This is a genomic window from Acinetobacter sp. SFD, from assembly GCF_001647575.1.
GTDB classification, from domain to species: Bacteria; Pseudomonadota; Gammaproteobacteria; order Pseudomonadales; family Moraxellaceae; genus Acinetobacter; species Acinetobacter pecorum.
The window spans coordinates 21,382-46,722 of the sequence record NZ_LSZJ01000002.1 but is presented as its reverse complement, the minus strand read 5'-3'; the positions used below and the strand labels follow the sequence as shown (position 1 = coordinate 46,722).

At 45.8% G+C, this 25,341-nt stretch carries 21 protein-coding genes; 8 read left to right on the top strand and 13 right to left on the bottom strand.

The window, feature by feature from the left end; translation table 11 throughout:
• Positions 1 to 2: 2 nt before the first annotated feature.
• A complete protein-coding gene (locus tag AY605_RS04195; protein ID WP_064095219.1) occupies positions 3 to 1,190 on the bottom strand; it encodes an MFS transporter in 1,188 nt (395 codons plus the stop codon).
• Between the two features lie 984 nt (positions 1,191 to 2,174).
• Between AY605_RS04195 and AY605_RS04190 the strand changes: the two genes are divergently transcribed.
• The 3 genes from AY605_RS04190 to AY605_RS04180 are packed head-to-tail and all read left to right on the top strand — an operon-like array spanning position 2,175 to position 5,086.
• Positions 2,175 to 3,302, top strand: coding sequence for a Re/Si-specific NAD(P)(+) transhydrogenase subunit alpha (locus AY605_RS04190; protein WP_064095218.1), 1,128 nt, complete (start codon positions 2,175 to 2,177; stop codon positions 3,300 to 3,302).
• A gap of 11 nt (positions 3,303 to 3,313) precedes the next feature.
• Positions 3,314 to 3,637 (top strand): proton-translocating transhydrogenase family protein, encoded by a 324-nt coding sequence (locus AY605_RS04185; RefSeq protein WP_064095217.1) that lies wholly within the window; start codon positions 3,314 to 3,316, stop codon positions 3,635 to 3,637.
• Positions 3,638 to 3,640: 3 nt separating this feature from the next.
• Positions 3,641 to 5,086: an NAD(P)(+) transhydrogenase (Re/Si-specific) subunit beta gene (locus tag AY605_RS04180; RefSeq protein WP_064095216.1), complete on the top strand. Its 1,446-nt coding sequence runs from the start codon at positions 3,641 to 3,643 to the stop codon at positions 5,084 to 5,086.
• A 260-nt stretch (positions 5,087 to 5,346) separates the two neighbouring features.
• On the opposite strand, the gene rsfS is transcribed toward AY605_RS04180, so the two are convergent.
• The 5 genes from rsfS to AY605_RS04155 form a co-directional block, all read right to left on the bottom strand.
• Positions 5,347 to 5,754, bottom strand: a complete 408-nt coding sequence (gene rsfS / locus AY605_RS04175; protein WP_064095215.1) for a ribosome silencing factor — start codon at positions 5,752 to 5,754, stop codon at positions 5,347 to 5,349.
• Positions 5,755 to 5,835: 81 nt separating this feature from the next.
• Entirely contained in the window at positions 5,836 to 6,624 is a 789-nt protein-coding gene (locus AY605_RS04170; protein WP_064095214.1) for a hydroxypyruvate isomerase family protein, read from the bottom strand.
• A gap of 39 nt (positions 6,625 to 6,663) precedes the next feature.
• On the bottom strand, positions 6,664 to 7,533 hold the full coding sequence (locus tag AY605_RS04165; RefSeq protein ID WP_064095213.1) for an NAD(P)-dependent oxidoreductase: 870 nt from the start codon (positions 7,531 to 7,533) through the stop codon (positions 6,664 to 6,666).
• A 36-nt stretch (positions 7,534 to 7,569) separates the two neighbouring features.
• Positions 7,570 to 8,358: a crotonase/enoyl-CoA hydratase family protein gene (locus AY605_RS04160; RefSeq protein ID WP_064095212.1), complete on the bottom strand. Its 789-nt coding sequence runs from the start codon at positions 8,356 to 8,358 to the stop codon at positions 7,570 to 7,572.
• 107 nt (positions 8,359 to 8,465) lie between these two features.
• The gene (locus AY605_RS04155; RefSeq protein ID WP_064095211.1) at positions 8,466 to 11,273 is read right to left on the bottom strand and encodes an ATP-binding protein; all 2,808 of its coding nucleotides are present in this window, start codon (positions 11,271 to 11,273) and stop codon (positions 8,466 to 8,468) included.
• A gap of 359 nt (positions 11,274 to 11,632) precedes the next feature.
• Here AY605_RS04155 and cysM point away from each other — a divergent pair, with 359 nt between their 5' ends.
• The 5 genes from cysM to AY605_RS04130 all read left to right on the top strand — a co-directional run bounded on the left by cysM (position 11,633) and on the right by AY605_RS04130 (position 17,876).
• Positions 11,633 to 12,553 (top strand): cysteine synthase CysM, encoded by a 921-nt coding sequence (gene cysM, locus AY605_RS04150; protein WP_064095210.1) that lies wholly within the window; start codon positions 11,633 to 11,635, stop codon positions 12,551 to 12,553.
• A gap of 16 nt (positions 12,554 to 12,569) precedes the next feature.
• Complete coding sequence (locus tag AY605_RS04145; RefSeq protein WP_064095209.1) at positions 12,570 to 13,388, top strand: 3'-5' exonuclease; 819 nt, start codon at positions 12,570 to 12,572, stop codon at positions 13,386 to 13,388.
• Positions 13,389 to 13,394: 6 nt separating this feature from the next.
• Entirely contained in the window at positions 13,395 to 14,783 is a 1,389-nt protein-coding gene (gene rlmD / locus AY605_RS04140) for a 23S rRNA (uracil(1939)-C(5))-methyltransferase RlmD (protein ID WP_064095208.1), read from the top strand.
• A 32-nt stretch (positions 14,784 to 14,815) separates the two neighbouring features.
• Positions 14,816 to 17,125: a RelA/SpoT family protein gene (locus tag AY605_RS04135; RefSeq protein ID WP_064095207.1), complete on the top strand. Its 2,310-nt coding sequence runs from the start codon at positions 14,816 to 14,818 to the stop codon at positions 17,123 to 17,125.
• A 100-nt stretch (positions 17,126 to 17,225) separates the two neighbouring features.
• Positions 17,226 to 17,876, top strand: a complete 651-nt coding sequence (locus AY605_RS04130; protein ID WP_064095206.1) for a S24 family peptidase — start codon at positions 17,226 to 17,228, stop codon at positions 17,874 to 17,876.
• A gap of 59 nt (positions 17,877 to 17,935) precedes the next feature.
• On the opposite strand, the gene secF is transcribed toward AY605_RS04130, so the two are convergent.
• The 7 genes from secF to queA form a co-directional block, all read right to left on the bottom strand.
• Positions 17,936 to 18,910 (bottom strand): protein translocase subunit SecF, encoded by a 975-nt coding sequence (secF, locus tag AY605_RS04125; protein WP_171254909.1) that lies wholly within the window; start codon positions 18,908 to 18,910, stop codon positions 17,936 to 17,938.
• An 8-nt stretch (positions 18,911 to 18,918) separates the two neighbouring features.
• Positions 18,919 to 20,817 (bottom strand): protein translocase subunit SecD, encoded by a 1,899-nt coding sequence (gene secD / locus AY605_RS04120; RefSeq protein WP_064095204.1) that lies wholly within the window; start codon positions 20,815 to 20,817, stop codon positions 18,919 to 18,921.
• Between the two features lie 51 nt (positions 20,818 to 20,868).
• The gene (gene yajC, locus AY605_RS04115) at positions 20,869 to 21,198 is read right to left on the bottom strand and encodes a preprotein translocase subunit YajC (protein ID WP_064095203.1); all 330 of its coding nucleotides are present in this window, start codon (positions 21,196 to 21,198) and stop codon (positions 20,869 to 20,871) included.
• 101 nt (positions 21,199 to 21,299) lie between these two features.
• Complete coding sequence (gene tgt / locus AY605_RS04110) at positions 21,300 to 22,430, bottom strand: tRNA guanosine(34) transglycosylase Tgt (RefSeq protein WP_064095202.1); 1,131 nt, start codon at positions 22,428 to 22,430, stop codon at positions 21,300 to 21,302.
• Between the two features lie 217 nt (positions 22,431 to 22,647).
• On the bottom strand, positions 22,648 to 23,217 hold the full coding sequence (locus AY605_RS04105) for a LemA family protein (protein WP_064095201.1): 570 nt from the start codon (positions 23,215 to 23,217) through the stop codon (positions 22,648 to 22,650).
• Positions 23,218 to 23,240: 23 nt separating this feature from the next.
• Positions 23,241 to 24,269: a hypothetical protein gene (locus AY605_RS04100; protein WP_064095200.1), complete on the bottom strand. Its 1,029-nt coding sequence runs from the start codon at positions 24,267 to 24,269 to the stop codon at positions 23,241 to 23,243.
• Between the two features lie 16 nt (positions 24,270 to 24,285).
• Positions 24,286 to 25,320: a tRNA preQ1(34) S-adenosylmethionine ribosyltransferase-isomerase QueA gene (gene queA / locus AY605_RS04095; protein ID WP_064095199.1), complete on the bottom strand. Its 1,035-nt coding sequence runs from the start codon at positions 25,318 to 25,320 to the stop codon at positions 24,286 to 24,288.
• Between the last annotated feature and the right edge of the window lie 21 nt (positions 25,321 to 25,341).

Below are 25,341 nucleotides of genomic sequence, written 5' to 3'. Positions count from 1 at the left end.
CATCATGCCAACTTCCGTGCATGATGCCATTGATCCAACAGAGTGAATAAGGCAGCACATAGAGCCAGCCCGAGCCCTGCCATACAGGTCATGCTCCATCCACCATGATGCCAGGCATATACGCCTAAGGCCGAACCACAAGCTCCCCCAATAAAGTACAAAGTCATGTAGAGTGAGTTCACCCGTGATTTGGCATCTGGGCGCAGGCGAAAAATCACGTTCTGGTTACAGCTATGAGTAATTGCAAGTCCCAGATTTATCAGCCCATAACCCAAGATATAACTCAGCAAGGACACTGCACCAAAATACAGGAAGAGCCAGCTTCCAATCAGGATAAAGCAGCCGGTCCAGCTGAGTATTTTGATATGGCCACGATCGGCCCATTTGCCAATAAACTGCGTAGAAAGCGCGCCAAATACACCCACCAGAGTGACCAGTCCGACCATAACATCAGAAAGCTGAAAAGGTTCCTGGGTCAATAGCAGGGCGATGGTCGAGAACAACATGCTCATGGCAGCAAATGCACACGCACCTGTAAGTGAACGCAAAACCAGACGCGGCTCCTGCTTGAGTAATGCTGCCATGGATTTAAAAATTGCGGCATAGCTGATTCTCAGACGTGGCAAGCTCGGTAACTTTCCTTTTAGGTAAAAGCTTAAGGCAAGCATAATTATACCACTGAGGATATAAATCGTTTTCCAGTGAAACAGGTCGGAAAGTAACCCGGCAATACTGGTCGAGAGCAGAATGCCTACCAGCAAGCCACTCATCAGAAAGCCGACCACTTCTCCAGTTTTTTCCGGTTTGACCGCCATCGTAGCCAAGGGGATTAGAATCTGCGCCGCGACAGAAAACAGCCCTGCAATGATGGTACCGATCCAGAGCATTGGCAGATTCACTGCACTGGCACAAATAAATAATCCTGCTGCCGCACCCAGCATGAGAAAGGGGATCAGTTTGGTTTTATTTAACATGTCGCCCAAAGGCACAATAAACAGTAACCCCAAGGCATAAGAAATTTGAGCAAAGGTCACAGTGAGTGCCACTTGTGATTCAGGTACCTGATAATACTGCTGAATCGATGAAATCAGGGGCTGGGAATAATAGTTAGCGCCGGCACATAAACCGCATGCAATCGCCATCAGCCATAATAAGGGCTTGTTTTGACTGATATCGAGAGGCGTGTTCATAGGGTTAACCTTGTATTTAAGCTGGAAGAATTTAAATGAAAAAAGAATAATGTAGAAATTGAAGGCACTATAGGTCAGAAGTTATTACTTTAAAAGTAAAGAAATATTGTCATTATGAAAAATTGCCAGAGTTCAGGCAGATTAAGTAAAGGCTAGCAAGCTCACCTCGAAAATATGAGTGAATAGTTATGGAGTTTTTTAGCTTTTAATAAGAGAGCTGCTTCATTAAGACGCACCTCGGTGCAGATAAGGGTAAAAAAGGGGCATGAGGGTGAAAATAGTTGAATATTTACTCTATTTTGTTGCGCAAATATGGTGCAAAACCTGATTTTTCAATGAGTAAGTCAGATCCATACATTAATATAATAAATGGTCCTTAAGGTTTTTTTTGACCCTTTATCTGACGGTTTGAGACTTGAATCTTATAAGTGTTTAAAGATCTGTTTCCAGAACATAGCCCAATTTGGTCAGCTAAAGATCTTCTCAACAAACACTATCATTTTATAAAATATGTTTTGAATATCTAAAAAATTATTGTTTCTGCTTAAATATTAAATCTGTCAGAAAAGTCAAAACTAAAAAAGTGGTTCAGCTCAGGTCCTGCTATGAGTAGTCAGCAGATAAATCAAAAATCTGTACTTGTACCAAAAGATGCAACGATAATTGTCAGAATGATCAATGTAACAAAATAAATCAGAAATGTGTCTGTCTACCATCCAGTTAAATCTGGGTTGATTATCCAATGGAATGAATATCGTTTATAAATTCATCACCTATGAATCTCCAGCAAATGAAATAAATGTGCTATCACAGCGAAATTTTTTATGAATCATCAGTTCAAAATATAGGTATTTATTAAATAAATAGTGGGTAGTAATTTCAAACAGTTTGATTAGAATCCAAAAATTCAACAAAAACACATCCTGTGGGGAAACATCGTAAATCACGATGTTTACTTAAGAAAAATTAGCTTGAGGGACGCTCATGCAGATTGGAATTCCAGCCGAAACTGTCGTCGGTGAAAATCGCGTCGCTGCGACGCCTGAGACAGTAAAGAAATTGATCAGCGCTGGTCATAGTGTGGTGATCGAACGTGGTGCCGGTGTTAAAGCTGCCTACATCGACAGTGCCTATGAGCAAGTTGGTGCCAAAATTACGGATGATGCCTATACCGGTAGCCAGATGGTTTTGAAAGTTCGTGCACCCAAGGGTGAAGAAATTCAGAAGCTGTCTGCCAATACCACGGTGGTGGCGATGTTTGACCCATACCGCAATACCGAGCTTGACCAGTTCGCGGCGCAGAATGTGACTGCATTTGCTCTTGAGTTGTTGCCACGGACCCTGTCACGTGCGCAAAACATGGACGTATTGTCTTCGCAAGCCAACCTGGCAGGTTATAAATCAGTGCTTTTGGCTGCTGCTGAATACCAGCGTATGTTCCCGATGCTGATGACGGCTGCGGGTACAGTTAAACCGGCTCGTGTGGTGATCATGGGTGTCGGTGTAGCGGGTCTGCAAGCGATTGCCACTGCAAAACGTTTAGGTGCCATCGTTGAAGCCACGGACCTGCGTCCAACTGCAAAGGATCAGGTTGAATCTTTAGGCGGTAAATGGTTAGACGTACCGATGTCTGCTGAAGAGCAGCAGAAAGCTGCAGATGCTGCCAAAAATGGTTATGGCTGGATGCCGGGTGAAGAATACATCCGCGATCAGGCTGCAATTGTTGATAAAGCGGTATCGAATGCCGACATCGTGATTACCACCGCACTTTTACCAGGTCGTGATGCACCGCGTTTAATCCGAGCTGAAACTGTAGCCAAGATGAAACCGGGTTCAGTGATCCTGGATATGGCGGTGGAATCAGGTGGCAATGTTGAAGGTTCGAAATGCGGTGAAACCGTTGTCACTGAAAATGGTGTGAAGATTCTGGGTATTCCAAATATTCCATCGACGGTATCGACTGAGGCATCAGCCCTCTATGCACGTAACGTCTATAACTTTGTTGAAACACTTTTTGATGCAGACAAGAACTTTGTCCTGAATCAGGAAGATGAAATTCAAAAAGCCCTACTTGTCACTCACGGCGGCCAAGTGCTGTTAAAACGTGGTTAAGGAGCAGACTCATGGTTGAAACAATTACGATTTTCGTCCTGGCCATCTTCGTGGGTTACTACGTGGTTTGGGGAGTGACACCAGCACTACATACGCCGTTGATGGCGGTCACCAATGCCTTGTCATCGATCATTATTGTCGGTGCGATGATCCAGACTGTTGGTTTGCCTGTAATCGGCGTTGAAGGTGGCGTGGATTTCCAGACTATTAACGTGGTGAGCGTACTGGGTGCGATTGCAGTATTCCTGGCCAGCATTAATATTTTCGGTGGCTTTGCTGTAACTGCACGTATGCTGGAAATGTTCAAACCTAAGCAAAAGAAAAAAGAGGGTTAATACATGGAATTTATTCGAGATTATGCGGATTGGTTCTACCTGATTGGCGCCGTTCTTTTTATCTTAACGCTACGTGGTTTGTCTGGTCCTAAAACTGCGATTGCAGGTAACCGTTACGGTATGATCGCGATGGCGATCGCTGTAGTGACCACATTCTTTGTTGCCGACAATCCAGTGGTCTGGATGATTCTTGCGGCAATGGCAGCCGGTGCGGTGGTGGGAATTGCACGTGCACGTACCGTTCCAATGACCCAGATGCCGGAAACTGTGGCACTTATGCACTCACTGGTTGGTCTGGCTGCAGTCCTGATTGCAGTAGCGGCGATTATCCATAACAACAAGCTGATTGAATTAGGTCCAGACTTGTTGGCAGCGAATGGCGTTGCATTCCATGCGATGAGCAAGGTTCACTTGTTTGAACTGTTTGTGGGCTGTTTCGTGGGTGCAATTACCTTTACAGCATCAGTTTTTGCTTATGGCAAGCTGGCTGCAAAGAAATGGGCAAAAACTATTTCTGGTGCGTGGGTAAAACCGGTTCAGGCAATGATTTTTGTTGCAATGCTGGGCTTTGGGATTCATTTCTTCCTGACGGGTAGCATGACTTCTTTCTGGGCGATGACAGGTCTTGCACTGGCATTTGGCTGGGTGTGGATTGCACCGGTAGGCGGCGGCGATATGCCAGTTGTGGTTTCACTGTTGAACTCATTCTCAGGTTGGGCTGCAGCAGGTATTGGTTTCACTTTAGAAAATAACATGCTGATCGTTGCCGGTTCACTGGTCGGTTCTTCAGGTGCAATTCTGTCTTACATCATGTGTAAAGCAATGAACCGTTCCATCATCAACGTACTGTTTGGGGGTGCGATGGGTGGTAGTGCAGCACCGACAGCAGCAGCTGGCGAACAGGTGCAGCGTAATTACCGTTCAGGTTCAGCAGATGATGCGGGCTTCCTGATGTCGAATGCGGACAGCGTAGTCATTGTACCGGGTTATGGTATGGCACAAGGTCGTGCACAGAATGCGGTAAAAGAACTGGCAAACTTGCTGAAAGAGCAGGGCGTAACGGTTCGCTTCGCGATTCATCCGGTTGCAGGCCGTATGCCTGGTCATATGAACGTACTTCTTGCTGAAGCAGATGTTCCTTATGAGGACATCCTGGAAATGGACGAGATCAACTCGGACTTCCCGGCAACTGATGTGGTTCTTGTCATTGGTGCAAACGACGTGGTTAACCCTGCGGCGAAAGATGATCCAAGTTCTCCAATTTATGGCATGCCAATTTTGGAAGCACATAAGGCGCGTACCATCATGGTGATCAAGCGCTCTATGGCAACCGGTTATGCAGGTCTGGACAATGACTTGTTCTATAATGACAAAACCATGATGATCTTCGGTGATGCCAAGAAAGTTGTGGAAGACATGACCAAAGCGATTAATGGTACCGGTCACTAATCATTTAAATCATTAGAATCCCCCTGAGTCCCCCTTTAATAAAGGGGGATTTTTTTATATCTTGAAAAAGCATTATTCTGTGGTCATCAAACTTCTATGTTTATGATGAATTGATCCTAAAATACCAATCAAATCGGTGCATAGGACAAGATGAAAATTAAAGAAAAATAGCTGATTGAGTTGTATTAATGCTTATAAAGTTGGATGAACAGGCAATAAAAAAGCGACCTACACAGGTCGCTTTCTTGAATATTCGGTTTTTACGCTACAGAATCAGTATCTGTAGGATTGCGCCATAAGCTTTCTAGGTCATAGAATTTACGTGCTGTTGGAAGCATGCAGTGAACAACCACATAACCGAGGTCGAGCAGGATCCATTCAGCATCACGTTCGCCTTCTATACCTAGAGGGCGAAAGCCAGCTTTACGTGCTTCTTCAGCAACATTATTGGCCAGTGATTTGATATGACGAGTCGATGTACCACTTGCAATGACCATAGCATCAGCTACATTACTGATACCGCGAACATCAAGCTCAACAATTTCTTTTGCTTTTACATCTTCAAGTGCAGCATGTACGACTTTTAAACAATCCTGTACAGCTTGAGAATTTGAATTCATAGTAAGATCGTGAGAATTAGAAGCGCTGGGCGATGGTTCTAAATTCATGGGGGGTGTAATTTCCTAACAATTATGCATGATCTAATATAGCGGTTTTAGTCCAAAATTTCAAATCAGACCACATTCTACTCAGTCATGCTCCGCAAAGAATTCGTCTTTCCAGGCAAAGGAATCACAGGAGTGTCCGCTGGGTTTATACTCGGCAGCCACGTACCCTTGATAATGGTTATGTTTTAACCACTGAAATATATCATGATATTGAATTGAGGCCGTATTGGGTTGATGTCGTCCCGGACAATCCGCAAACTGGATATGGCCAATCGACGCAATATTTTCTTGCAAAGTTTCCAATACATCTTCGCCCATCATCGCCATGTGGTAGCAGTCATACTGCATTTTTAAGGCCGGATGTTGAACTGCTTCGAGCATTTCCTGGGCCTGAGCAACATTTTGAATCAAGAAGCGTGGCATATCGATGCCATTGATCATTTCAAAGACCGGTTCAATTTGATGGTCAAGCAGCATTGAGCAAGCCATTTTCAGATTACTTGCTAGCGTACTTAGGCAGGGCAACAGGTCACAATCCACAGGCTGTTTTCCTGCCAGAATGTTCACCCGGGGTACATTCAGTGCGGTAGCATACTGGATGGCCTGCTCAACCGCATGACGAAACTCGATTTCCCTTCCCGGAATGCCAGCCAGGCCATGACCACCCTGCATTAAATCACCTGCCGGTACATTAATCAGGCACAAGTTCAGCTGATGGGTGCTGAGCTGGTTTTGAATCTGGCCAATACTGAGTTCATAAGGAAACTGGATTTCCACATGATTAAAACCCTGCGCACGAGCCAGCGCGAAGCGTTCGATGAGTGGCACTTCAGTAAAAATCATCGACAGGTTGACGGCAAGTTTAATCATGTCTTTCTCTTTAATATTCGAGGCTGCATAAATCAAGCGTTATGAATGTTTTAGTTGCTGGATTACAGTGGCCAGATCTGCTTCGGCAAAGCCTTGAGCCTGATGGGCCTGTAACTGTGATAATGCCTGAGTCGCGACCGGAACATCCAGGTCAAAGCTGTGGGCCAGTTGCACGGCATTATTCAGATCCTTGGATAAGGTCTGGACTTTCCATTGCACTGGTACAAAAGTCTGGGTGGCCATACGCGGCGCCAGAATCTGAAAAGGCTTGGAGTCGGCAAAACCACCTGCCAACGCTGGCGCCAGTAAGCGGGTATCTACCCCAGCAAGGCCAGCCAGGGCTACGGCTTCTGCAATCAGGGTACTATTTGCTGCGACAATCAGCTGATTACAGATTTTGGTCGCCTGACCGGTGCCCGTATCACCCATACGGGTGACACGCTGGGAAAGTGCTTTATAGATCGGCTCAAGTGATCTAATTGTAGCGGCATCACCACCAGCAAAAATTACCAGACTGCCTTGTTCAGCCCCGGCGGTACCCCCTGACACTGGAGAATCAATCCAGATTGCTTTCTTGGTCTGTACTTGTACGGCAAGTGTTTGGGTTTGCTGTACAGAAAGGCTGGAGAAATCTACAATGACTTGATCAGCGACCAAATATGGTTCGATCTGATCAAAGACAGATTGCATCGCCTGATCATCTGCCAGGCAGGTAAGAATCACCGGATAATTGGAAATCTGGTCTAGAGACAGCGCAGTCGCACCCTGATCCAGCAAGGGATTACAGGCCGCAGGTGTACGGTTCCAGACCGCCACCTGAAAACCTGCCTGAAGCAGACGCATAGCCATGCGAGTGCCCATTAATCCCATCCCTAAGAAGGCAATTTTAGTATCAAGATTCAACTGCATACTTTCCTTTATTCCTTGTTTTGACTCAGACTCGACTTATTTGTATTGGCGTGGCACAAATTGAACCTCTGGGTTCTTGTCCTTTTTACGGGCCAATTGACTGTTTTTACCCAGCAGCAATTTCAACTGCCAGATTTTTTCCATACGCAGGGATTTATTCGGACGATGCTGCATGGCATCCAGTACAAATTTAGAGGCCATCAGCGCATCTGGAGAACGCTGCAGCATTTCCTCAGCCAAAGCCTGTGCTCTCGCCAAGGGGTGTTCATCGACATGGGTGATCAGACCGATTTCTTTGGCATATTTGCCCTCAAAAATCCGGGCAGTCAAAGTGAGCTCTTTGGCCAGATCAATCCCAATCAGGCCTTTCAGTGAGCGGCTGAGTCCCATGTCTGGCACCAGTCCCCAACGGGTTTCCATAATCGACATTTTGGTGTCAGGATGAGCAATACGTATGTCTGCGGCCAGAGCAAGCTGCATGCCGGCACCAAAACAGAAGCCCTCCATCGCAGCGATCACCGGGACGGGTAATTCCTGCCAGACCAGAAATGCTTTTTGAAACAGGCTTTGACCGGGGCGGATCAGCTCCCAGGCAGCGTAAGCACGATTTTTAGGATTGTTTAAATCGGCCAGATCAATGCCGGCACTAAAGACCTGGGCTTCACCGGTTAAAATCACACAGCGGATGCTTTTATCTTTTTTGATTTTCTGTGCAGTCGCGACCAGTTCGCGCAGCAGGGCAAAGCTCATGGCATTGCGTTTATCTGGACGATTCAGTGTAACCGTGGCAATGCCGTTATTTTTTTCCAAGCGTACAAGTGACATGGCATTCTTCCGTAATTTTTCCTGGCTTGAGCATAGCATGCAGCCTTTGGGCTTGCATGACAGCCCAGTCACACTTCTCAAATCATGAGCTGAGCCGCTTCAAATCTTTAATTCAAATGTTGCTTCAAAATTTGCTGGGCAGCCTGTTCAACCTGTTCAACCACGGCTTTGAGTTCATCAAAATATTTCAGTACATCTTGCACAAAACTTTCATCGGCCTTACGGCGTTCTTTGCGCAGGGTCGAAACGAACTGCTCAAAGCCACCCGTGACTTTCTGCAAAGTCGGTGCTCCGACATAGCGGGTCGCACCGTAAAGGCGATGCAGCACATGTTCAAGTTGTGGAAAATCTTCCAGTTCAATCAGTTGCTGCATTTCAGCGAGTTCATCCGCAAAGCTGTCCACTAGCATGCGTAACAGGTCTACCGCCAGGTCTTCTTTATTGGCTGCCAGTTGCAGGCTTTGCTGCCAGTCCAGAATATTCGGATCCAGGGCATCAATCACATTGGCACGTTCCAGTACCGGAATCCGTTTAAAATGCTCGGTGGTCCAGTGTGTCAAAATTTGGATAATCTGCTCGATCTGGATCGGCTTGGTAACATAGTCATCCATGCCATTTTGCAGCAGTTTATGTTTTTCATCAGAAAGCGCATGCGCCGTCAAAGCAATAATCGGCAGGCGGTTATGATTTTCAAAAGTCGATTCCAGCGAGCGAATGGCGCGGGTGGTATCAATTCCCGACATCACCGGCATCTGGATATCCATAAAGACCAGATCAAAAGCGGGCTGTTTCTGCTCATAACGGCGCTGAATAATATCGATCGCTTCCTGTCCGCTGAGGGCTTTGGTCGTAGTGACATTCAGTTCGCCCAGCAAGGCTTCCAGAACAATCAAGTTGGGCAAATGATCATCCACGGCCAGAATATGCAGACCTTGGCCATTAAATTCTTCATGCTGTTCCTGATTAAAGATCGGCTGATTACCGAGCAGCTGAATCAGCGCGCTGCGGCTGAGAGGCTGATGCAGGGCACGGGCACGATAGTCATTAAGCATGCTCGGATCCAGCTGCATCTGATAACCATATACCGCCAGATGTCCCTGATAACGTGAACGGATTTCACGTAACAGAACTTCACTGTCACCACTATGATCAACAATCAGCCAGGTATTTTCGCTATCCTGCAAATGGTTCAGACGGCTGAACAGATCTAGAATTGATGCGCATTCAATGTGTTTGACCTGATAATTCTCGAGATACTGCCGTAGCACGTTCGCAGTTGCCGGATGTGCAAGATAAGAAATGACAGTCAATTCGCTGAAATTTGGATGCTCAATCATGTTATTTTCATCAACCAGGAACTGGGCAGTAAACCAGAACGTCGAGCCTTTTTCAGTCGGGGCACGTTCCTGATTGTCTTCAAACCCGATCTGGCCATGCATCAGGTTCACCAGCTGTTTGGAAATTGCCAGCCCGAGACCGGTACCGCCAAACTGGCGGGTCACCGAGGTATCGCCCTGAGAGAAGGATTCAAACAGTTTTTTACGGTCTGTACCACTCAGGCCAATACCGCTGTCCTGCACACTGAAATGCAGCAAACACTGATCCTTGCCATCATGTTCCATGCGAGCCCGGACAATGATTTCTCCATCCGGGGTGAATTTGATCGCATTGGAAATCAGGTTGGTCAGAATCTGCTTAAACCGCAGCGCATCACCAATGATGTGTTTTGGCACGCCGTCAGCATAATAAAAAGCCATATCAATATGTTTTTGTGCTGCCAGAGGCGACAACATGTCCATCACATCAAAGATCGCTTCTTCCAGGTCAAAAGGTGCCGTTTCCAGTTCCAGTTTGCCGGCGTCAATTTTGGAAAAATCCAGGACATCATTAATCAGTGCCAGTAAATGCGCAGAAGATTTACGGATGGTCTGCAAATACAGGCTTTGCTCGTTGCTGAGATTGCCCTGACGTAATAACAGATGAATAAAACCATCAATACTGTTCAGTGGAGTACGCAGTTCATGGGAGATATTGGCCAGAAACACAGACTTGGCCTGGTTGGCCGAGATCGCCTGGTCACGTGCCTGACGATAGGTAATATTCTGGACTTCTAAAGTATCAAGGGTGCGGCGCAAATCATCTTCGGTCTGCTCGGTATGTTCACGCAATTCCAGAAAGCTAAAATGCAGACGTTTCACCACATTGGCAATATCACGTTGCAATAAACGCAACTCTCCGGTGCTATTAATCACCATATGCTGGCCGAGGGTATCGGCATTCAGGCGTTGCAACTGCATGCGAATTTCATACATTGGCGCAATCCAGCGCCGTGAATAAAAATTCAGGCAGAGAAGCAATAATAATAAGGTCAGTAATCCGGTTGCAATCAAGACAATCATTACCCGATAACGGGCAATTTCCAGAGGCTGATTATCCAGTTCAATCGCCAGCCAGCCGGGAGAAAAAGTGTTTTCATTTATTTTAAGGGCATAGACATGATTGTTCTGATACAGGATCGGACCGACAAAATTGCCGCTTTTCTCAAAATTGGGCCAGGCAGCCTTTTCCTGAAAGCCGATCCCTAAACGTTTTTTGCCATTTTCGTCCAGAACCGCTGCCCGTAACAGATGCTTTTCATTCAGCATGTTCTGCATGGCATTGTGAGCCTGGTCATATTGCCATGGATACAGATTCAAGATATCCAGTGCATATTCTGCAGTCCCTTGGAAGCGGGTCAGAATCGCGATGGCCATCTGCTTCTGCTGCGCACGTGCAGCATTTGAAGTTTCAGTCAACACCAGCATGGCGCCAACACAGGCCAAAATGGTAATCGGCACAAAAATCAGCGCAATCAGCTGTCCATAGGCATGATTTAAGTGTAAGCGTTTAAACAGCTTTTTGTTGATAGTTGACATGATTTAAGCAGTATTTTCTTTATGCCTGGCATATTAACATGCTTTAAATCTACAGTTAAAATTTAAGCACTATTTTTATAAATGTTCGGATTAGAGGCTAAAAATATAAAAGATTTGAGTCAGTTTTGCTCAAGCAGGCCTAGGGCAAGAACCCGGAACTTTCAGGGTGAATAGTGCAGGGCGGAATAGTACTTTTATCATATAAGCTGACCGCTTCATCTGAGCAGATCACAGGGAAATGTCGTGGATGACTTGATACTTGACGAGTTTTGGCGAGTTTTCTGAAAAAGCCCTGCTAAATGAGTGCAGGGAAAAGCATTTTTTCATACAATAGCCGCACCTCGATATAGGTGCAAATAATGAGTAATACCACCCCTGATTTTCAAGCAGATGAATTTTTGTTGGACCATTATGTAGGCAAAACGCCACTGGTGCGTTTGCAGCGTCTGGCAAGTCACACTCAAGCTACAGTACTCGCGAAACTCGAAGGCAATAATCCGGCAGGTTCGGTGAAAGACCGCCCGGCCTATAATATGATCATGCAGGCGGAAAAACGCGGTCAGATCAAACCGGGTGATACCCTGATTGAGGCAACGAGTGGGAATACAGGGATTGCATTGGCCATGGTGGCTGCAATGCGTGGCTATAAAATGAAGCTCATTATGCCTGCAAGCTCAAGCCAGGAACGTAAAGATGCCATGCGTGCCTATGGTGCAGAGCTGATTGAATCTGAAAGTATGGAACATGCCCGTGATTTGGCATTGCAAATGGAAAAAGATGGCATCGGTCTGGTGCTGAACCAGTTTGGTAACCCGGATAATCTGGAAGCACACTATTTGACTACGGGTCCTGAAATTTGGGGGCAAACCGGTGGCAAGATTACGCACTTTGTGAGTTCGATGGGCACGACAGGTACCATTATGGGTATTTCTAAATACCTTAAAGAACAAAACCCAAATGTGCAAATTGTCGGTTTACAACCTTCAGAAGGTTCAAATATTCCGGGTATCCGCCGTTGGCCGAAAGAGTATCTGCCTACGATTTTTGATGCCAGCCGTGTCGATGAGATCATGGATATTCCGCAGATTGAAGCAGAGAAAACCGCACGTCAACTGGCACGTCAGGAAGGTATCAGTGCAGGCGTATCTTCCGGAGGGGCAGTATGGGCATCTCTCAGAATTGCTGAACAACACCCGGATGCAGTGATTGTATGCATTGTGTGTGACCGCGGTGACCGTTACTTGTCTACAGGGTTATTCTCTGTAGAAGATACTGAATAATTTCTGAGACCTATATATGCGCTTGCCTGTTTTAACTTTCGATATTGAAACCCAAACCGATCTCAAATCAGGGGCGCATCTGTTTGGTCTGGACTTGCCCGAGGCAGATATGGATCAGGCGCTGACCAAATTACGCCGTCAGGATTCAGGTTCGGATTTTCAGCGTTTGCCGCTGCATGAAATTGTCTGTATTTCCGGATTATGGATCGACGAGCAGGGCATGAAGCTGTTTTCGTTTAGCCGGGAACAGCATTCTGAAGCAGAAATTTTGAAAAAATTCTTGTCAATTTTTGACAAGCGCCATCCGACCCTAGTGAGTTGGAATGGCTCACAGTTTGATTTACCAGTAATTTTATACCGTGCCATGTATCATGGGCTCTCTGCACCGAGTCTGTTCGATCAGGGCGAAATTGATACGCAAAAGCGTTATAATAACTACCAGAATCGTTACCATCATCGTCATGTTGATTTGATGGATGTGATGGCCATGTTTCATGCCCGTCATTTCCAGAAGCTGGATGATGTGGCACATTTGCTGGGTTATCCAGGCAAACGCGGTGACGGCGTTTACCGTATACCCGAATATGTCCGCAATCAGCAATGGACCGAACTGACCTCTTATTGTGAAGGGGACGTTCTGAATACCTGGCTGGTTTATATTCGCTGGCTGTTACTAAAAGGACAGCTGTTGCTGCCTGATTATCAGCATCTGGTCCAAAGTACCATCCAGTATTTGCACACCCAGCCGCAACATGCAGAATTTTTATCAGTCTGGCGTGAAACTTCACAACGTACTGAATTTACCCAATTTGATTTTCCCATCTCCACACCCTAGGTTTTCATGAAATATCGAGCACAAGCACGTCCTACCCAGCAACCCGAGTACATTTTTCAGGTTGAAGCACTTTCACATGAAGGACGTGGCATTGCTCACTATGGTTCGCATCCGGATCATCCGCTGGAAAAACATGGCAAGAAAGTCTTTATACGCTATGCCTTGCCAGGTGAAACCGTGCGTGCCCGCATTACCCGTGAAGTCAAAAAACTTGAAGAAGCTGACAGCCTTGAATTGCTGGGCGATGCTTCTGAAATTCGCGTGGAACCCATCTGCCCGCATTTTGGGTCTTGTGGCGGTTGCAATATGCAGCATATCGCGCCAGATGCCCAGATTGAGTTGAAACAGAATGTCTTAAAGTCACATTTACAGCATTTTGCTGGAATCCAGCCTAAGCAATGGCTGCTACCCTTACGTTCACAACGTGAAGATTATCGTCGCAAGGCCCGAATCGGTGTGCGTTATCTGCCTTCCAAAAAACAGCTAGTGGTGGGCTTTCGTGAGAACCAGTCCAACAAACTGATCCCAATTGATCGCTGCATGATTCTGGATCGAGAGTTTGGTTCGGTTACGCGTCTTAAACAATTACTGCAAGGTCTTAACGGTAAGGCGGACATCGGTCATATAGAATTGGCGATGGGAGATCAAGAGATCGCACTGCTGGTGCGCGAAACTGCAAAATTATCTGCAGAAGATGTCAACCAATTGCGAGAATTTACGTTACAGAAAGGTTGGCAACTGTATGTTCAGCCTGCCGCTAAAGATGGGCTGTTGCGTATAGATCAGCCAGAGGACGCTGCACGCTTACACTATGGTCTTGATGACTTTGATGTAAAATTCGGTTTTAATCCACTGGACTTTACTCAGGTGAACTCAAGTATCAATCCGCAAATGGTGCGATTGGCATGTGATTTGCTACAACTGCAACAGGGAGAGCGGGTTTTAGATCTGTTCTGTGGATTAGGAAACTTTTCGTTGCCGCTTGCGCGCTGTGTTGGTGCATCGGGTCAAGTGATTGCAGTAGAGGGAAGTGAGGAAATGGTTCGACGTGGTGCGGAAAATGCCAAAAACAATGGTATTGCACAAATATCGTTCTATTCACAAGATTTAACCAAAGATTTCTCGCACCATGCTTGGGCAAATCAAGGTTTTGATGCATTATTAATCGACCCGCCACGTGCCGGCGCAGAAGAAGTAATGCACTATATTCCTAAGTTTGGAGCAAAAAGAATCGTTTATGTGTCATGTAATCCTGCGACACTCGCCAGAGATGCAGGACTATTGGCACAACAGGGCTATCGTCTCACCCGGGCGGGAGTGATGGATATGTTTACACATACTGGACATGTGGAATCAATCGCATTGTTCGAAAAAGAAAATCAAATAAACGATTAAAGAAATGATGTTTTTAAAAGTAGGAGAAGGGTATGGTCACAGTACGTGAGCAACTCCCTGGACGACTTAATGAGTTGTCGCAGGAGACGACTGTAGAACATGCCGAACAAGCACACCAGGATCTGACTGAATGGTTGGATCGGGTTCGTGGCATATTAGATGGCGCACCTTTAACGCAGCTCGAAGAAGTCGCCCACTTAACATTAGAAAGAGAGCTGCAAAGTACGGTCCAGCACCGCTCCAATACCTTTTATACCGGTATTGAGATGGCGGATATTCTAGCTCATCTGCATGTAGATGAAGATACTTTGTCCGCAGCCATGCTGTATCGTGCTGTTCGTGAAGGCGTCATGCCACTCGGTGAAGTACTGGAAAAGTTCGGCGAACAGGTGCATAGTCTGGTCAAAGGTACGCTTGCCATGGGTAAGCTGTCCGAGCTGATCGAAAAAAATAAGCGTCTGGAAGATCATTTTAACAATAACCAGCGCGAGCATCTGTCTGGCATTTACAAAATGCTGATCTCTGTCACCGAAGATGTGCGTGTCGTTCTGGTCAAGCTGGCCGAACGTACCTATGCGTTGCGTGAACTGGCCAATTCCTCGCGTGAGCGTCAGGAACGGGTTGCCCGAGAAATTCTGACCATTTACTCGCCACTGGCACACCGTTTAGGTATTGCCCAGCTAAAATGGGAGCTGGAAGATCTGGCTTTCCGTTATCTTGCGCCGGAACGTTATAAAGAAATTGCTTCCTTACTGAATGAAAAGCGTCTCGAGCGTGAACAGTATATTCAGTTTGTGATTGAAAAATTACGCAATGAATTGTCCGAGCATGGCATTGAAGCCGAAATTAACGGCCGGGTGAAGCACATTTATTCGATTTATCGGAAAATGAAAAGCAAGAACCTGAGCTTTGACCAGCTCTATGATATTCGTGCTTTACGGGTACTGGTGAAAAGTGTGCCGGAGTGTTACCACACTTTAGGTATTGTGCATCAGATCTGGCGCCACATTCCGCATCAGTTTGACGACTATATTACCAATCCGAAAGCCAATGGCTATCGCTCCCTGCATACTGCGGTCATTGCCGAGAACAAGTCACTTGAAGTGCAGATTCGTACCCATGCAATGCATGAGGAAGCTGAACTTGGAGTATGTTCACACTTTAATTATAAAGAAGGTGCAAAAACCACAGATCGCTCCTTTAACCATCGTCTGCATTCCTTGCGTGCGGTGCTTGAGCATTATCAAGAACGTAATGAAAGCAGTGCACATAAAGAATCTGAAGATGAAATAGAGAATTTTGAACATATTCAAGATTTCGAAGGTTTTGAAAAGATCTATGTGTTTAGCCGTGATGGTGATATCAAAGAGCTGCCGCGTGATTCGACGGTGCTGGACTTTGCTTATCATGTGCATACCGAAGTCGGGAACAAGTGCTATGCCGCACGGGTAAATCAGCGCTATGTGCCGCTGACCTATACTTTGAAAACTGGTGAACAGGTCGAGATTCTGACCAAAAAAGACCGGGAACCGAACCGAGACTGGCTGGTTAATTCGCTGGGTTATATCAAAACTGCCCGTGCGCGGGACAAGCTGCGCCACTGGTTCCGCCAGCAAGATCGCAGCAAGAATCTGGAAGTTGGCCGTGAAGTACTGAACAAGGAACTATCACGTCTGGCAATTCACCCGAAATCGATTGATCTGAATGATTATTGTAGTCACTTCAATGTCAAAACTGGCGATGACATTCTGGTCAATCTGGTCAATGGTGATATCAGCCTGCATGCCCTGATTAATCAGGTGAACCGTCACATGCATCTGGATCAGGATGAGCCTGAGCTGGTGCTGAAACCTGCCCTGAACCCGCGTGCCAGTCATACGCTGTCAGCGCACGGTATTCTGATTGATGGTCTGGATAACGTGGAATTGCATATTGCCCAATGTTGCCAACCCGTGCATGGCGAATCGATTGCCGGCTATATCACTTTGAATCGGGGGGTTAGCATCCATAAGGTCGCTTGTCCGGACTATGTGCGTATGATTTCTCAAGAGCCTGAACGTGCGGTAGAAGCAGACTGGGAAATGCAGCCAACCCGTGGTCAGAGCGTACAGATTGTGGTGGAAGCTTATGATCGACGCGGCTTGCTGAAGGATCTGACCCAAGTCATTTTCTCGGATCAGATCAACATCCGTCAGGTGAATACCATTTCGGAGGCGGACGGTATTGCCAATATGAAGCTGTTGATTGAAGTCAAAGGTCTGGCACAACTTTCCAAACTTTTGGCCCGTCTTGAACAACAACCGGGAATTATCAGTGCACGTCGTCTGGTGCAAGGTACTTAATTTCCATTATGTAAGTTTAAAAAGCCTGCAATTCATTTGCGGGCTTTTTTATTGTAATCTAACTAAATCATATGCATAAAAAATAGACCAGCAGACCGAGATGAGTGTGACTGAAATATTTGAACGTAGACGGAATAACTTGGCCAAGGTCATTGATCTGTTGATCGAAACGCAGCAATTTAAAACTGGCAAAGAGATCTGTGAGCATTTCGGCTTGTCTGCGTCATATATCGCACAATTACTGAATAGCAAACGCCAGATCGGCGAGAAAGTAGCAAGAGAGTTGGAGCAACAACTGGGTCTAGATGCGCTCATTCTAGATCAGTCAGCTGAACCCAAAGTAGAGTTATCTCCACTTTCAGAGCAAGGTGGACTATTTCAGATGCAGGTGGTGCAACAGCAGGCATTCGCACTTATTCCTATAGATTCAGCGCTCTCATTCAATCAGGATATTTTTTATCTGCAAGCACAGCATTACGCGATTCAGGTAGCAGGACCGTATTATGTCCCCAGCTTAAAACCGGGCTGGTGGCTGATCTGTGACAAACATGCAGAGGTGGCCGGATCGGATATTCTTTGTGTGTATCTGCTTAATGGCCTGCAGCTCATTTTGCAACTGGTCAGTGACACTCAGGATCATTATGAGTTTCAAAGTCTGGATGAACACCGACAGGTGATTTTCCAAAAGACTGATATTGAGAAAATTCATCCCGTCATTGCGATTATTCCCACGGCCAGTATGTTCAAATAGCAGAAATAATTCAGCCCATCTTAAGACGGGCTGAACAATGAACATGCAAACAGAACTGATTATGGAATCGGGTTCTCGTCTTCAAATTCTGGCTTCACCTGAACAATAAAGTCCTGACGGTTTAGACCACGCCACAAGGCAAAGGCCGTACCGATATAGATGGATGAATAGGTCCCGACAAAGACACCGACAAACATCGCGATCGAGAACCATTTCAGACCATCACCGCCTATCAGCATCATGGCAAGCACCACCAGCAATAAGGTCATAGAAGTATGAATGGTACGACGCAAGGTTTCAGTCAGGGCGATGTTGACAATTTCGACCGGCTCTGCACCACGAATCTTACGGAAGTTCTCACGGATACGGTCAGAGACCACGATATTATCGTTGAGCGAGAAACCGATGATTGCAAGGAGTGCTGCAAGTACAGTCAGGTCAAATGGCCACTGCATCATCGCAAAAATCCCGAGGGTGACGATAATGTCATGGAATAGTGACAACACGGCGCCCATGGCCAGTTTGAACTCAAAGCGGATGGTGACATAAACCAGCATTAGCAGAAGCGCCAGTGCTACAGCACCAGCAGAACGAACATAAAGCTCGTTACCCACCTGACCACCGACCACATCGACCTTTGGTACTTCTGCCGGATTATTTGGCAATTGAGCCGCTGCTGTAACCGCTAGAGTCAGGTCTTCAGCTTCGATATCGTCCTGTACGGGCATACGCACCATCAGATCACGTTCTGAACCGAGGGTTTGAACCACGGCATCATTAAAACCGGCTTTGCTGAGTGCTTGGGAAACCTGTTCCGGTTTGACCGGATTGGCATAATTCAGTTCAGCTGCCACACCACCAGTAAAGTCCAGACCGAGGTTCAGACCTTTGGTGGCAATAAAGAAGATACTCGCAACCGTTAAGAGGATTGAAAACAATGCCGCAGGCATTGCAATCTTCATAAACGGGATAATGCGTTCGTCTTCCGGGCGACCATACTGTTTTTGATCCAGTTGAGTATTTTCAGTCATCATTGATCTCCTTAAATGCTCAACTTTTTCAAGTTACGTTTTTTGCCATAAATGATCTGTACGATTGCACGTGTTACTGTAATGGCAGTAAACATCGAGCAGACAATACCAATCATTAAGGTCACGGCAAAGCCTTTGATCGGACCTGTACCAATCGCGAACAGAATGAATGCTACCAGGAAGGTGGTCAAGTTCGAGTCAAAAATGGTGTTATAGGCCCGGTCATAACCGGCCACAATCGCCTGTTTTGGCGAAGCTCCCCATTTCATTTCTTCGCGTATTCGTTCACAGATCAGTACGTTGGCATCGACCGCCATACCAATGGTAATCACAATACCGGCAATACCCGGCAGGGTCAGGGACGCACCAATCCAAGACATGACTGTCAGAATCATTGCCAGGTTAAATATCAGGGCAAAGTTGGCAATCAGGCCAAATACGCGGAAGAACACCACCATCCAGATGGCAACCAAGAGGAAACCGATCTGAGTTGAAAGCACCCCTTTGTCGATATTCTCTTGACCCAGACTTGGACCAATCACACGTTCTTCAACAAAGTACATTGGCGCAGCCAACGCACCTGCACGAAGCATTAATGCAAGTTCAGCCGCTTCCTGTGGCGAGTCCAGACCGGTAATACGGAACTGAGAGCCTAATACCGCCTGAATGGTCGCAGCATTAATCACGACAGCTTCAGTATATGGCGTACGGACTTCAGTTTGAGTGCCAGTTGCCGGGTCTTCCACATAGTTAATGCGCTGTTTGTTTTCGATGAACAGCACTGCCATACGTTTACCAACCGCATTACGGGTCGCATCCGACATCAGCTTGCCGCCTGCGCTGTCCAGCGTAATGTTCACTTCTGCACCGCCAGTGTCCTGGCTAAAACCACTGGATGCATTTTGAACACGTTCACCAGTTAAAATACGGTTACGGTTCAGAAGGAGCTGACGACCACTGTCCAGTGATTCATAGGCAAAGACTTCTGTGCCCGGTGGTAATGCACCTGTAGCCTGACCGGTATATGGATCGATGTATTGATCATTCAGGTCAGATACCAGACGGAACTCGAGGTTCGCGGTACGGCCAAGGACACGTTTCGCTTCAGCTGTATCCTGCACACCCGGAAGCTCAACCACAATACGGTTACTGCCTTGGGTTTGAACCAGTGCTTCAGCCACACCTAACTCGTTAATACGGTTACGTAAGGTGGTCAAGTTCTGGTTGACTGCATAAGATTCAATTTCTTGCTTACGCACATCGGTATAGTTCAGACGTAAGGTCGAACCGGTACTGGTTGCAACAGCCTGCTGGGTAAACTCATTGCCGTTACGGCGCAAGAAGTCCATCACTGCAGCACGATCATCATTGTTGGCAAACTGCATCACAATGGTGTTGTTGCTTAAAGTCAGGCTATTAAATTTCAGGTTGTTATCACGTAACTGACGACGGAGATCCGTCGCAGAGGTTTCCATACGCTGGGCAATGGCCTTGTCCATATCCACTTCAAGCAAGAAGTGAACACCACCACGTAAATCCAGACCAAGCTTCATTGGCTTGGCACCAATTTTTTGCAGCCATTCTGGGGTGGTTGGGGCGAGGTTAAGTGCAACCACGTACTCATCACCTAAACCACGACGTAAAGCTTCTTTGGCTTTAAGTTGCGCTTCACTTGAATCTACACGTAATAGGGCCGCATTGTTGCTAAAGCTATTGTCATGAGTGGCAATATTTTCAGTTTTTAAAATTTGCTCTGCTTTTTGTACGATGCTTGCATCAATTTGAGTACCGGCTTTGGCACCCGAAATCTGTACAGCAGGTTCATCTGGATACAAACTTGGCAGGGCATATAAAGTACTGATCACCAGAACAACCAGGATCAGTACATATTTCCATGCTGGGTAACGCATTCGTTTTCTTCTTAAAATGAAAAAGTCGTGCGAGGGCACGACTATTTTTGATTAAAGGTTATTTAAAGTGCCTTCAGGTAGAACTGAGATTACACTTGCACGTTGAACTTTGACTTCTACACCGCGGCTCAATTCAACCACTGCGAAGTCACCTTCAATCTTGGTGATCTTGCCCATTAATCCGCCTGCAAATACTACTTCACTGCCAACGCCCAGACTTTCAACCAAAGCACGGTGTTCTTTGGCACGTTTAGATTGAGGACGCCAGATCAAGAAATAGAAGATTGCAATAAAAACAGCAATCATCAAAAGGTTCGCTATCATGCTTGGTTGTTGTGCAGCTTCACCTGCAGCGTGAGCAGTCGAAATAAAAAGGCTCATTACATTTTCCTAAAATAAAAAAACTGGTGATCAACTGGATAATAAATTGACATATTCCTGCAATTTACATTGTCTTTTTCCTCAGCGCAAATGCTGATGGATTAATCTTGCGGACAAGGTGGCACTTCCAGACCACGGCGGGTATAAAAGTCATGGACAAATTCGTCAAATGTACCGTTGTCTAATGCATCACGCATGGCTTCAGTCAAACGCAGGTAATAGCGCAGATTATGAATCGTACCGAGCATCGAGCCGAGCATTTCCCCACATTTCTCAAGATGGAATAAATAGGCACGGGTAAAATTCTGGCAGGTATAACAGTCGCAATGCGGATCGAGTGGACTCTGGTCATGACGATATTTGCTGTTACGGATCCGCACCAAGCCGTCTGTCACAAAATAGTGACCGTTACGTGCATTTCGGGTTGGCATCACGCAGTCAAACATATCGACACCGCGACGCACCGCTTCCACAATGTCTTCTGGCTTACCGACACCCATTAGATAACGCGGTTTATCTGCCGGCATTTTTTCTGGAAGATAATCCAGTACCTTGATCATTTCCTCTTTTGGCTCGCCCACGGACAGACCGCCAATCGCATAACCATCAAAGTCGATTTCTAGCAGGCCTTTTAAAGATTCATCACGTAAATCTTCATACATGCCGCCCTGAATAATACCGAATAAAGCATTCCGGTTTTTCAGTACGTCATGATGCTGGGTTTTACAGCGTTTCGCCCAGCGCAAAGACAGCTGCAACGATTTTTGCGCTTCTTCATGTGTGGCCGGATAGGGTGTGCATTCATCAAAAATCATCACAATGTCAGAGTTCAGCGTGTGCTGAATATCCATTGAAATTTCAGGAGATAAAAATACTTTTGAACCGTCGATTGGTGAACGGAAGGTTACGCCTTCTTCTTTGATTTTACGCATTGCGCCCAGACTGAAAACCTGGAAGCCGCCTGAATCGGTCAGAATAGGATTGTTCCACTTCATGAATTCATGCAGGCCGCCATGTTCACGAATCACATCAAGGCCTGGACGTAAATACAAATGGAAAGTGTTGCCCAGAATGACCTGAGACTTGATCTCTTTGACATCACGCGGCAATATGCCTTTGACCGTACCATAAGTACCGACAGGCATGAACATTGGAGTTTCTACCACACCATGTTCAAGCGTCAAACGACCACGACGGGCACGACCGGATTGCGCTAACTTTTCAAACTTCATAGGAGTTCCACATCAAGGCGAAAAAACAGTTCGCTGATTGTTCAATGTAAAGGGCGCTATTTTCCTTGATTCTTATGCTAAACGCCAGCATTGTAGAGCATTCGCTCTGTAATTTTATTTATCGATTAATAAATGAAAGATCAGGTGAAATGCGTAAGTTCACAGAAAGCTGCGATAAAGAGCAAATAATCTCTTCCCGGATCAAGGTGCTGCTCATTCAGTGAAAGTTCGGACGGTAATCAAAATTCTGGGTCACACTTTGATCGCGGAAAGGGCGTACCACTTTTTTTCTGAGCAGCATATTGTTAATGATGTTGTGCGGAAAAATCTGGATCTGGTTATTAAACAGCTCGACATTACGGTTATAAATGGTAATCGCAGCACCGACATTTTCATTCTGTTCTTCAATTTCAGCCATCATTTTCAGATAAATATCATTGGCTTTCAGCTCCGGATAATTTTCAATCACCACATTCAGGCTATGCATCAGCTGTTTATTCAGGCTTTCAATGCGCTGTAACTGTCCAATGTCAGCATCCTTGATATTCAGGTTCATGATGTTTTGACGCAGCTCGGTCACTTTTTCTAGCGTGCCTTTTTCGAAACTCGAGTATTGTTCAACCAGTGGTTGCAGCCCGTCCAGAATTTTCAGTTTTTGCCGTTCATAACTGGCAACATCTGACCAGGCCCGAATCGTGGCGTTATGATGACGGACAATACTGTTGCGGATCATGATAATGGCAACAATCACCAGAATCGGGATAATGACAAAAACAATAAATCCCATAAAAGCAGTCCCCAGAAAAATAATTATTTTAAAAACTGAACCAAGTCAGTTTGTAGTTTTTCCAATTCTACTAATTTAAACGTTCTCAGGTGTCCACGCAATGCAGAAATATCTTGGATATTTTGCTTGCGTTCAGGCGCATTAAAAATGTCATGTGGCCCTAAATAGCACAGCACACGTTGTTGGGGATGAAAAATAAGATCGCCTTCACGGTATTGGAAAAATTGACTTAATCGGAGCACAAAACCTGGACTAAGCTGTTTTGCCATTTGCATGGGATCTGTGCCATAAAATTTTAAACGCTGATTGGTGCGTATATCACTGCTATGCCAAGGATGGCGATAAGGTGAGGGGAAGGGACGTCTTGATGTGCTAATGGCAAGCCCTTGCACAGAGACATCAAAGACAAATGCACCCCACAAATTTTTATGTTGTTCAATGAGTTTGACGGTATTGCCATTTTTATCAATGGTTTTAATTTCATCTACATAGTGGTATTCAAACAACAAGACTTGGTGTTCTTGTTCATTTTCATCTAACCATGTGGTACTGGCATAACGTGAGATGTCATTGCGTAATGAGCCACGTTCAAAAACAGGAAAAAGGCGTTTTAAATTGCCAATAAATTGCCGAGGATTAAGTGGCATTGAAATATGTTGTGGCTGTTGTTGAAAGTGGAGGTGATATTTATGTGTCAGCACACGTTCTTCTAAATAATCAATTACATCATTGATGTAGCACTCTTGCTCATAAATCAGATAGGCCCAAAACAACATGCCAAAACCCAAGGCAAAATTGCATTGCAGCCAGAAATTGTGCGGTGCAATGATAAGGCTGAATACTTGCATCAAACCAAAGAGTGCCAAGAACCACGGTAGGGTGTTTTCAAATTTTAGAGAAATTGAGCCTTGCCATGGATGCAAGCCATTAAGAATGTCCTGATGGCTTTTGGCATCACTCGATAAGTGCCACAGCCGATCGATATTTTTAAACACCACTGCATTTTTCTTGCGGCGAATATGAATGGACTGCTGTACAGACTCGATCGGCATGGGCAATAGCTCTCAGTTATTTCACCTGATCAATCAGCATGGCATCGCCATAACTGAAGAAGCGATACTTGCTGTCTACCGCATGCTTGTAAGCATCCAGAATATTGTCACGGTTAGATAAGGCAGATACCAGCATTAACAGGGTTGATTCTGGAAGATGGAAGTTGGTAATCAAACGATCGACGACTTTGAACTGATAACCCGGATAGATGAAAATCTGGGTATCACCGGTCCAGCCTTTGAGTTCACCGCCATTGGCCTGAGCTGCACTTTCAGTTGCGCGTGTGGCTGTGGTACCTACAGCAATCACTTTATTGCCACGTTCTTTGGTGGCTTTAATCAGCTCCATAGATGCATCAGACACTTGGCACCATTCGCTGTGCATGATGTGATTTTCAATATCGCTGGTGCGCACCGGTAAAAATGTACCTGCGCCAACATGCAAGGTTACGAAAGTTTTTTGAATGCCTTTTTCTCCCAGCTTTTTCAATAAATCTTCGTCAAAGTGCAATGATGCGGTCGGGGCGGCAACGCTGGCAATTTTAGTCGGGTCGTTAAAGACAGTTTGATAGCGTTCTGTATCAATTGCCTCTGCTTCACGGTTAAAGTAAGGTGGAATAGGCAGGGCGCCGTATTGATCCAGCACATCTAGAATCGGTTGAGAAAATTCAACAATAAACAGGTTTTCATGACGGCCTTGTACGGTTACTGTCACTGCATCGGGTCCGATAAATAGTTCTGCACCTGCTTTAGGTGAGTTGCTAGCTTTGATATGACAGTGTGCAATGAACTGATCCATCATACGTTCAACAAGAACTTCGACTGCACCCCCTGAGGCACGTTTACCTTTGAGGCGGGCTTTCATCACTTTAGTATCGTTCAGGACCAATAAGTCGCCTTCATTCAGTAAATCGAGAATGTCAGTAAACTGATGGTCATGATATTGACCTTGGGCATCGAGGTGAAGCAGACGGGAGGCACTACGGGTTTCCAGTGGATAACGAGCAATCAGCTCATCGGGGAGATCAAAATTAAAATCAGAAAGTTGCATGATGATTTACGCTAAAAAAAC

Excerpts from the sequence above, each read along its gene's own strand:
- AY605_RS04165 (WP_064095213.1), bottom strand. The coding sequence starts at position 7,533 with ATGCAGTTGAATCTTGATACTAAAATTGCCTTCTTAGGGATGGGATTA.
- AY605_RS04100 (WP_064095200.1), bottom strand. The coding sequence starts at position 24,269 with ATGCCGATCGAGTCTGTACAGCAGTCCATTCATATTCGCCGCAAGAAA.
- AY605_RS04135 (WP_064095207.1), top strand. The coding sequence starts at position 14,816 with ATGGTCACAGTACGTGAGCAACTCCCTGGACGACTTAATGAGTTGTCG.
- secF (WP_171254909.1), bottom strand. The coding sequence starts at position 18,910 with ATGATGACTGAAAATACTCAACTGGATCAAAAACAGTATGGTCGCCCG.
- AY605_RS04195 (WP_064095219.1), bottom strand. The coding sequence starts at position 1,190 with ATGAACACGCCTCTCGATATCAGTCAAAACAAGCCCTTATTATGGCTG.
- cysM (WP_064095210.1), top strand. The coding sequence starts at position 11,633 with ATGAGTAATACCACCCCTGATTTTCAAGCAGATGAATTTTTGTTGGAC.
- tgt (WP_064095202.1), bottom strand. The coding sequence starts at position 22,430 with ATGAAGTTTGAAAAGTTAGCGCAATCCGGTCGTGCCCGTCGTGGTCGT.
- AY605_RS04185 (WP_064095217.1), top strand. The coding sequence starts at position 3,314 with ATGGTTGAAACAATTACGATTTTCGTCCTGGCCATCTTCGTGGGTTAC.
- AY605_RS04105 (WP_064095201.1), bottom strand. The coding sequence starts at position 23,217 with ATGGGATTTATTGTTTTTGTCATTATCCCGATTCTGGTGATTGTTGCC.
- rlmD (WP_064095208.1), top strand. The coding sequence starts at position 13,395 with ATGAAATATCGAGCACAAGCACGTCCTACCCAGCAACCCGAGTACATT.
- rsfS (WP_064095215.1), bottom strand. The coding sequence starts at position 5,754 with ATGAATTTAGAACCATCGCCCAGCGCTTCTAATTCTCACGATCTTACT.
- AY605_RS04130 (WP_064095206.1), top strand. The coding sequence starts at position 17,226 with ATGAGTGTGACTGAAATATTTGAACGTAGACGGAATAACTTGGCCAAG.
- AY605_RS04180 (WP_064095216.1), top strand. The coding sequence starts at position 3,641 with ATGGAATTTATTCGAGATTATGCGGATTGGTTCTACCTGATTGGCGCC.
- secD (WP_064095204.1), bottom strand. The coding sequence starts at position 20,817 with ATGCGTTACCCAGCATGGAAATATGTACTGATCCTGGTTGTTCTGGTG.
- AY605_RS04160 (WP_064095212.1), bottom strand. The coding sequence starts at position 8,358 with ATGTCACTTGTACGCTTGGAAAAAAATAACGGCATTGCCACGGTTACA.
- yajC (WP_064095203.1), bottom strand. The coding sequence starts at position 21,198 with ATGAGCCTTTTTATTTCGACTGCTCACGCTGCAGGTGAAGCTGCACAA.
- AY605_RS04145 (WP_064095209.1), top strand. The coding sequence starts at position 12,570 with ATGCGCTTGCCTGTTTTAACTTTCGATATTGAAACCCAAACCGATCTC.
- AY605_RS04190 (WP_064095218.1), top strand. The coding sequence starts at position 2,175 with ATGCAGATTGGAATTCCAGCCGAAACTGTCGTCGGTGAAAATCGCGTC.
- AY605_RS04155 (WP_064095211.1), bottom strand. The coding sequence starts at position 11,273 with ATGTCAACTATCAACAAAAAGCTGTTTAAACGCTTACACTTAAATCAT.
- queA (WP_064095199.1), bottom strand. The coding sequence starts at position 25,320 with ATGCAACTTTCTGATTTTAATTTTGATCTCCCCGATGAGCTGATTGCT.
- AY605_RS04170 (WP_064095214.1), bottom strand. The coding sequence starts at position 6,624 with ATGATTAAACTTGCCGTCAACCTGTCGATGATTTTTACTGAAGTGCCA.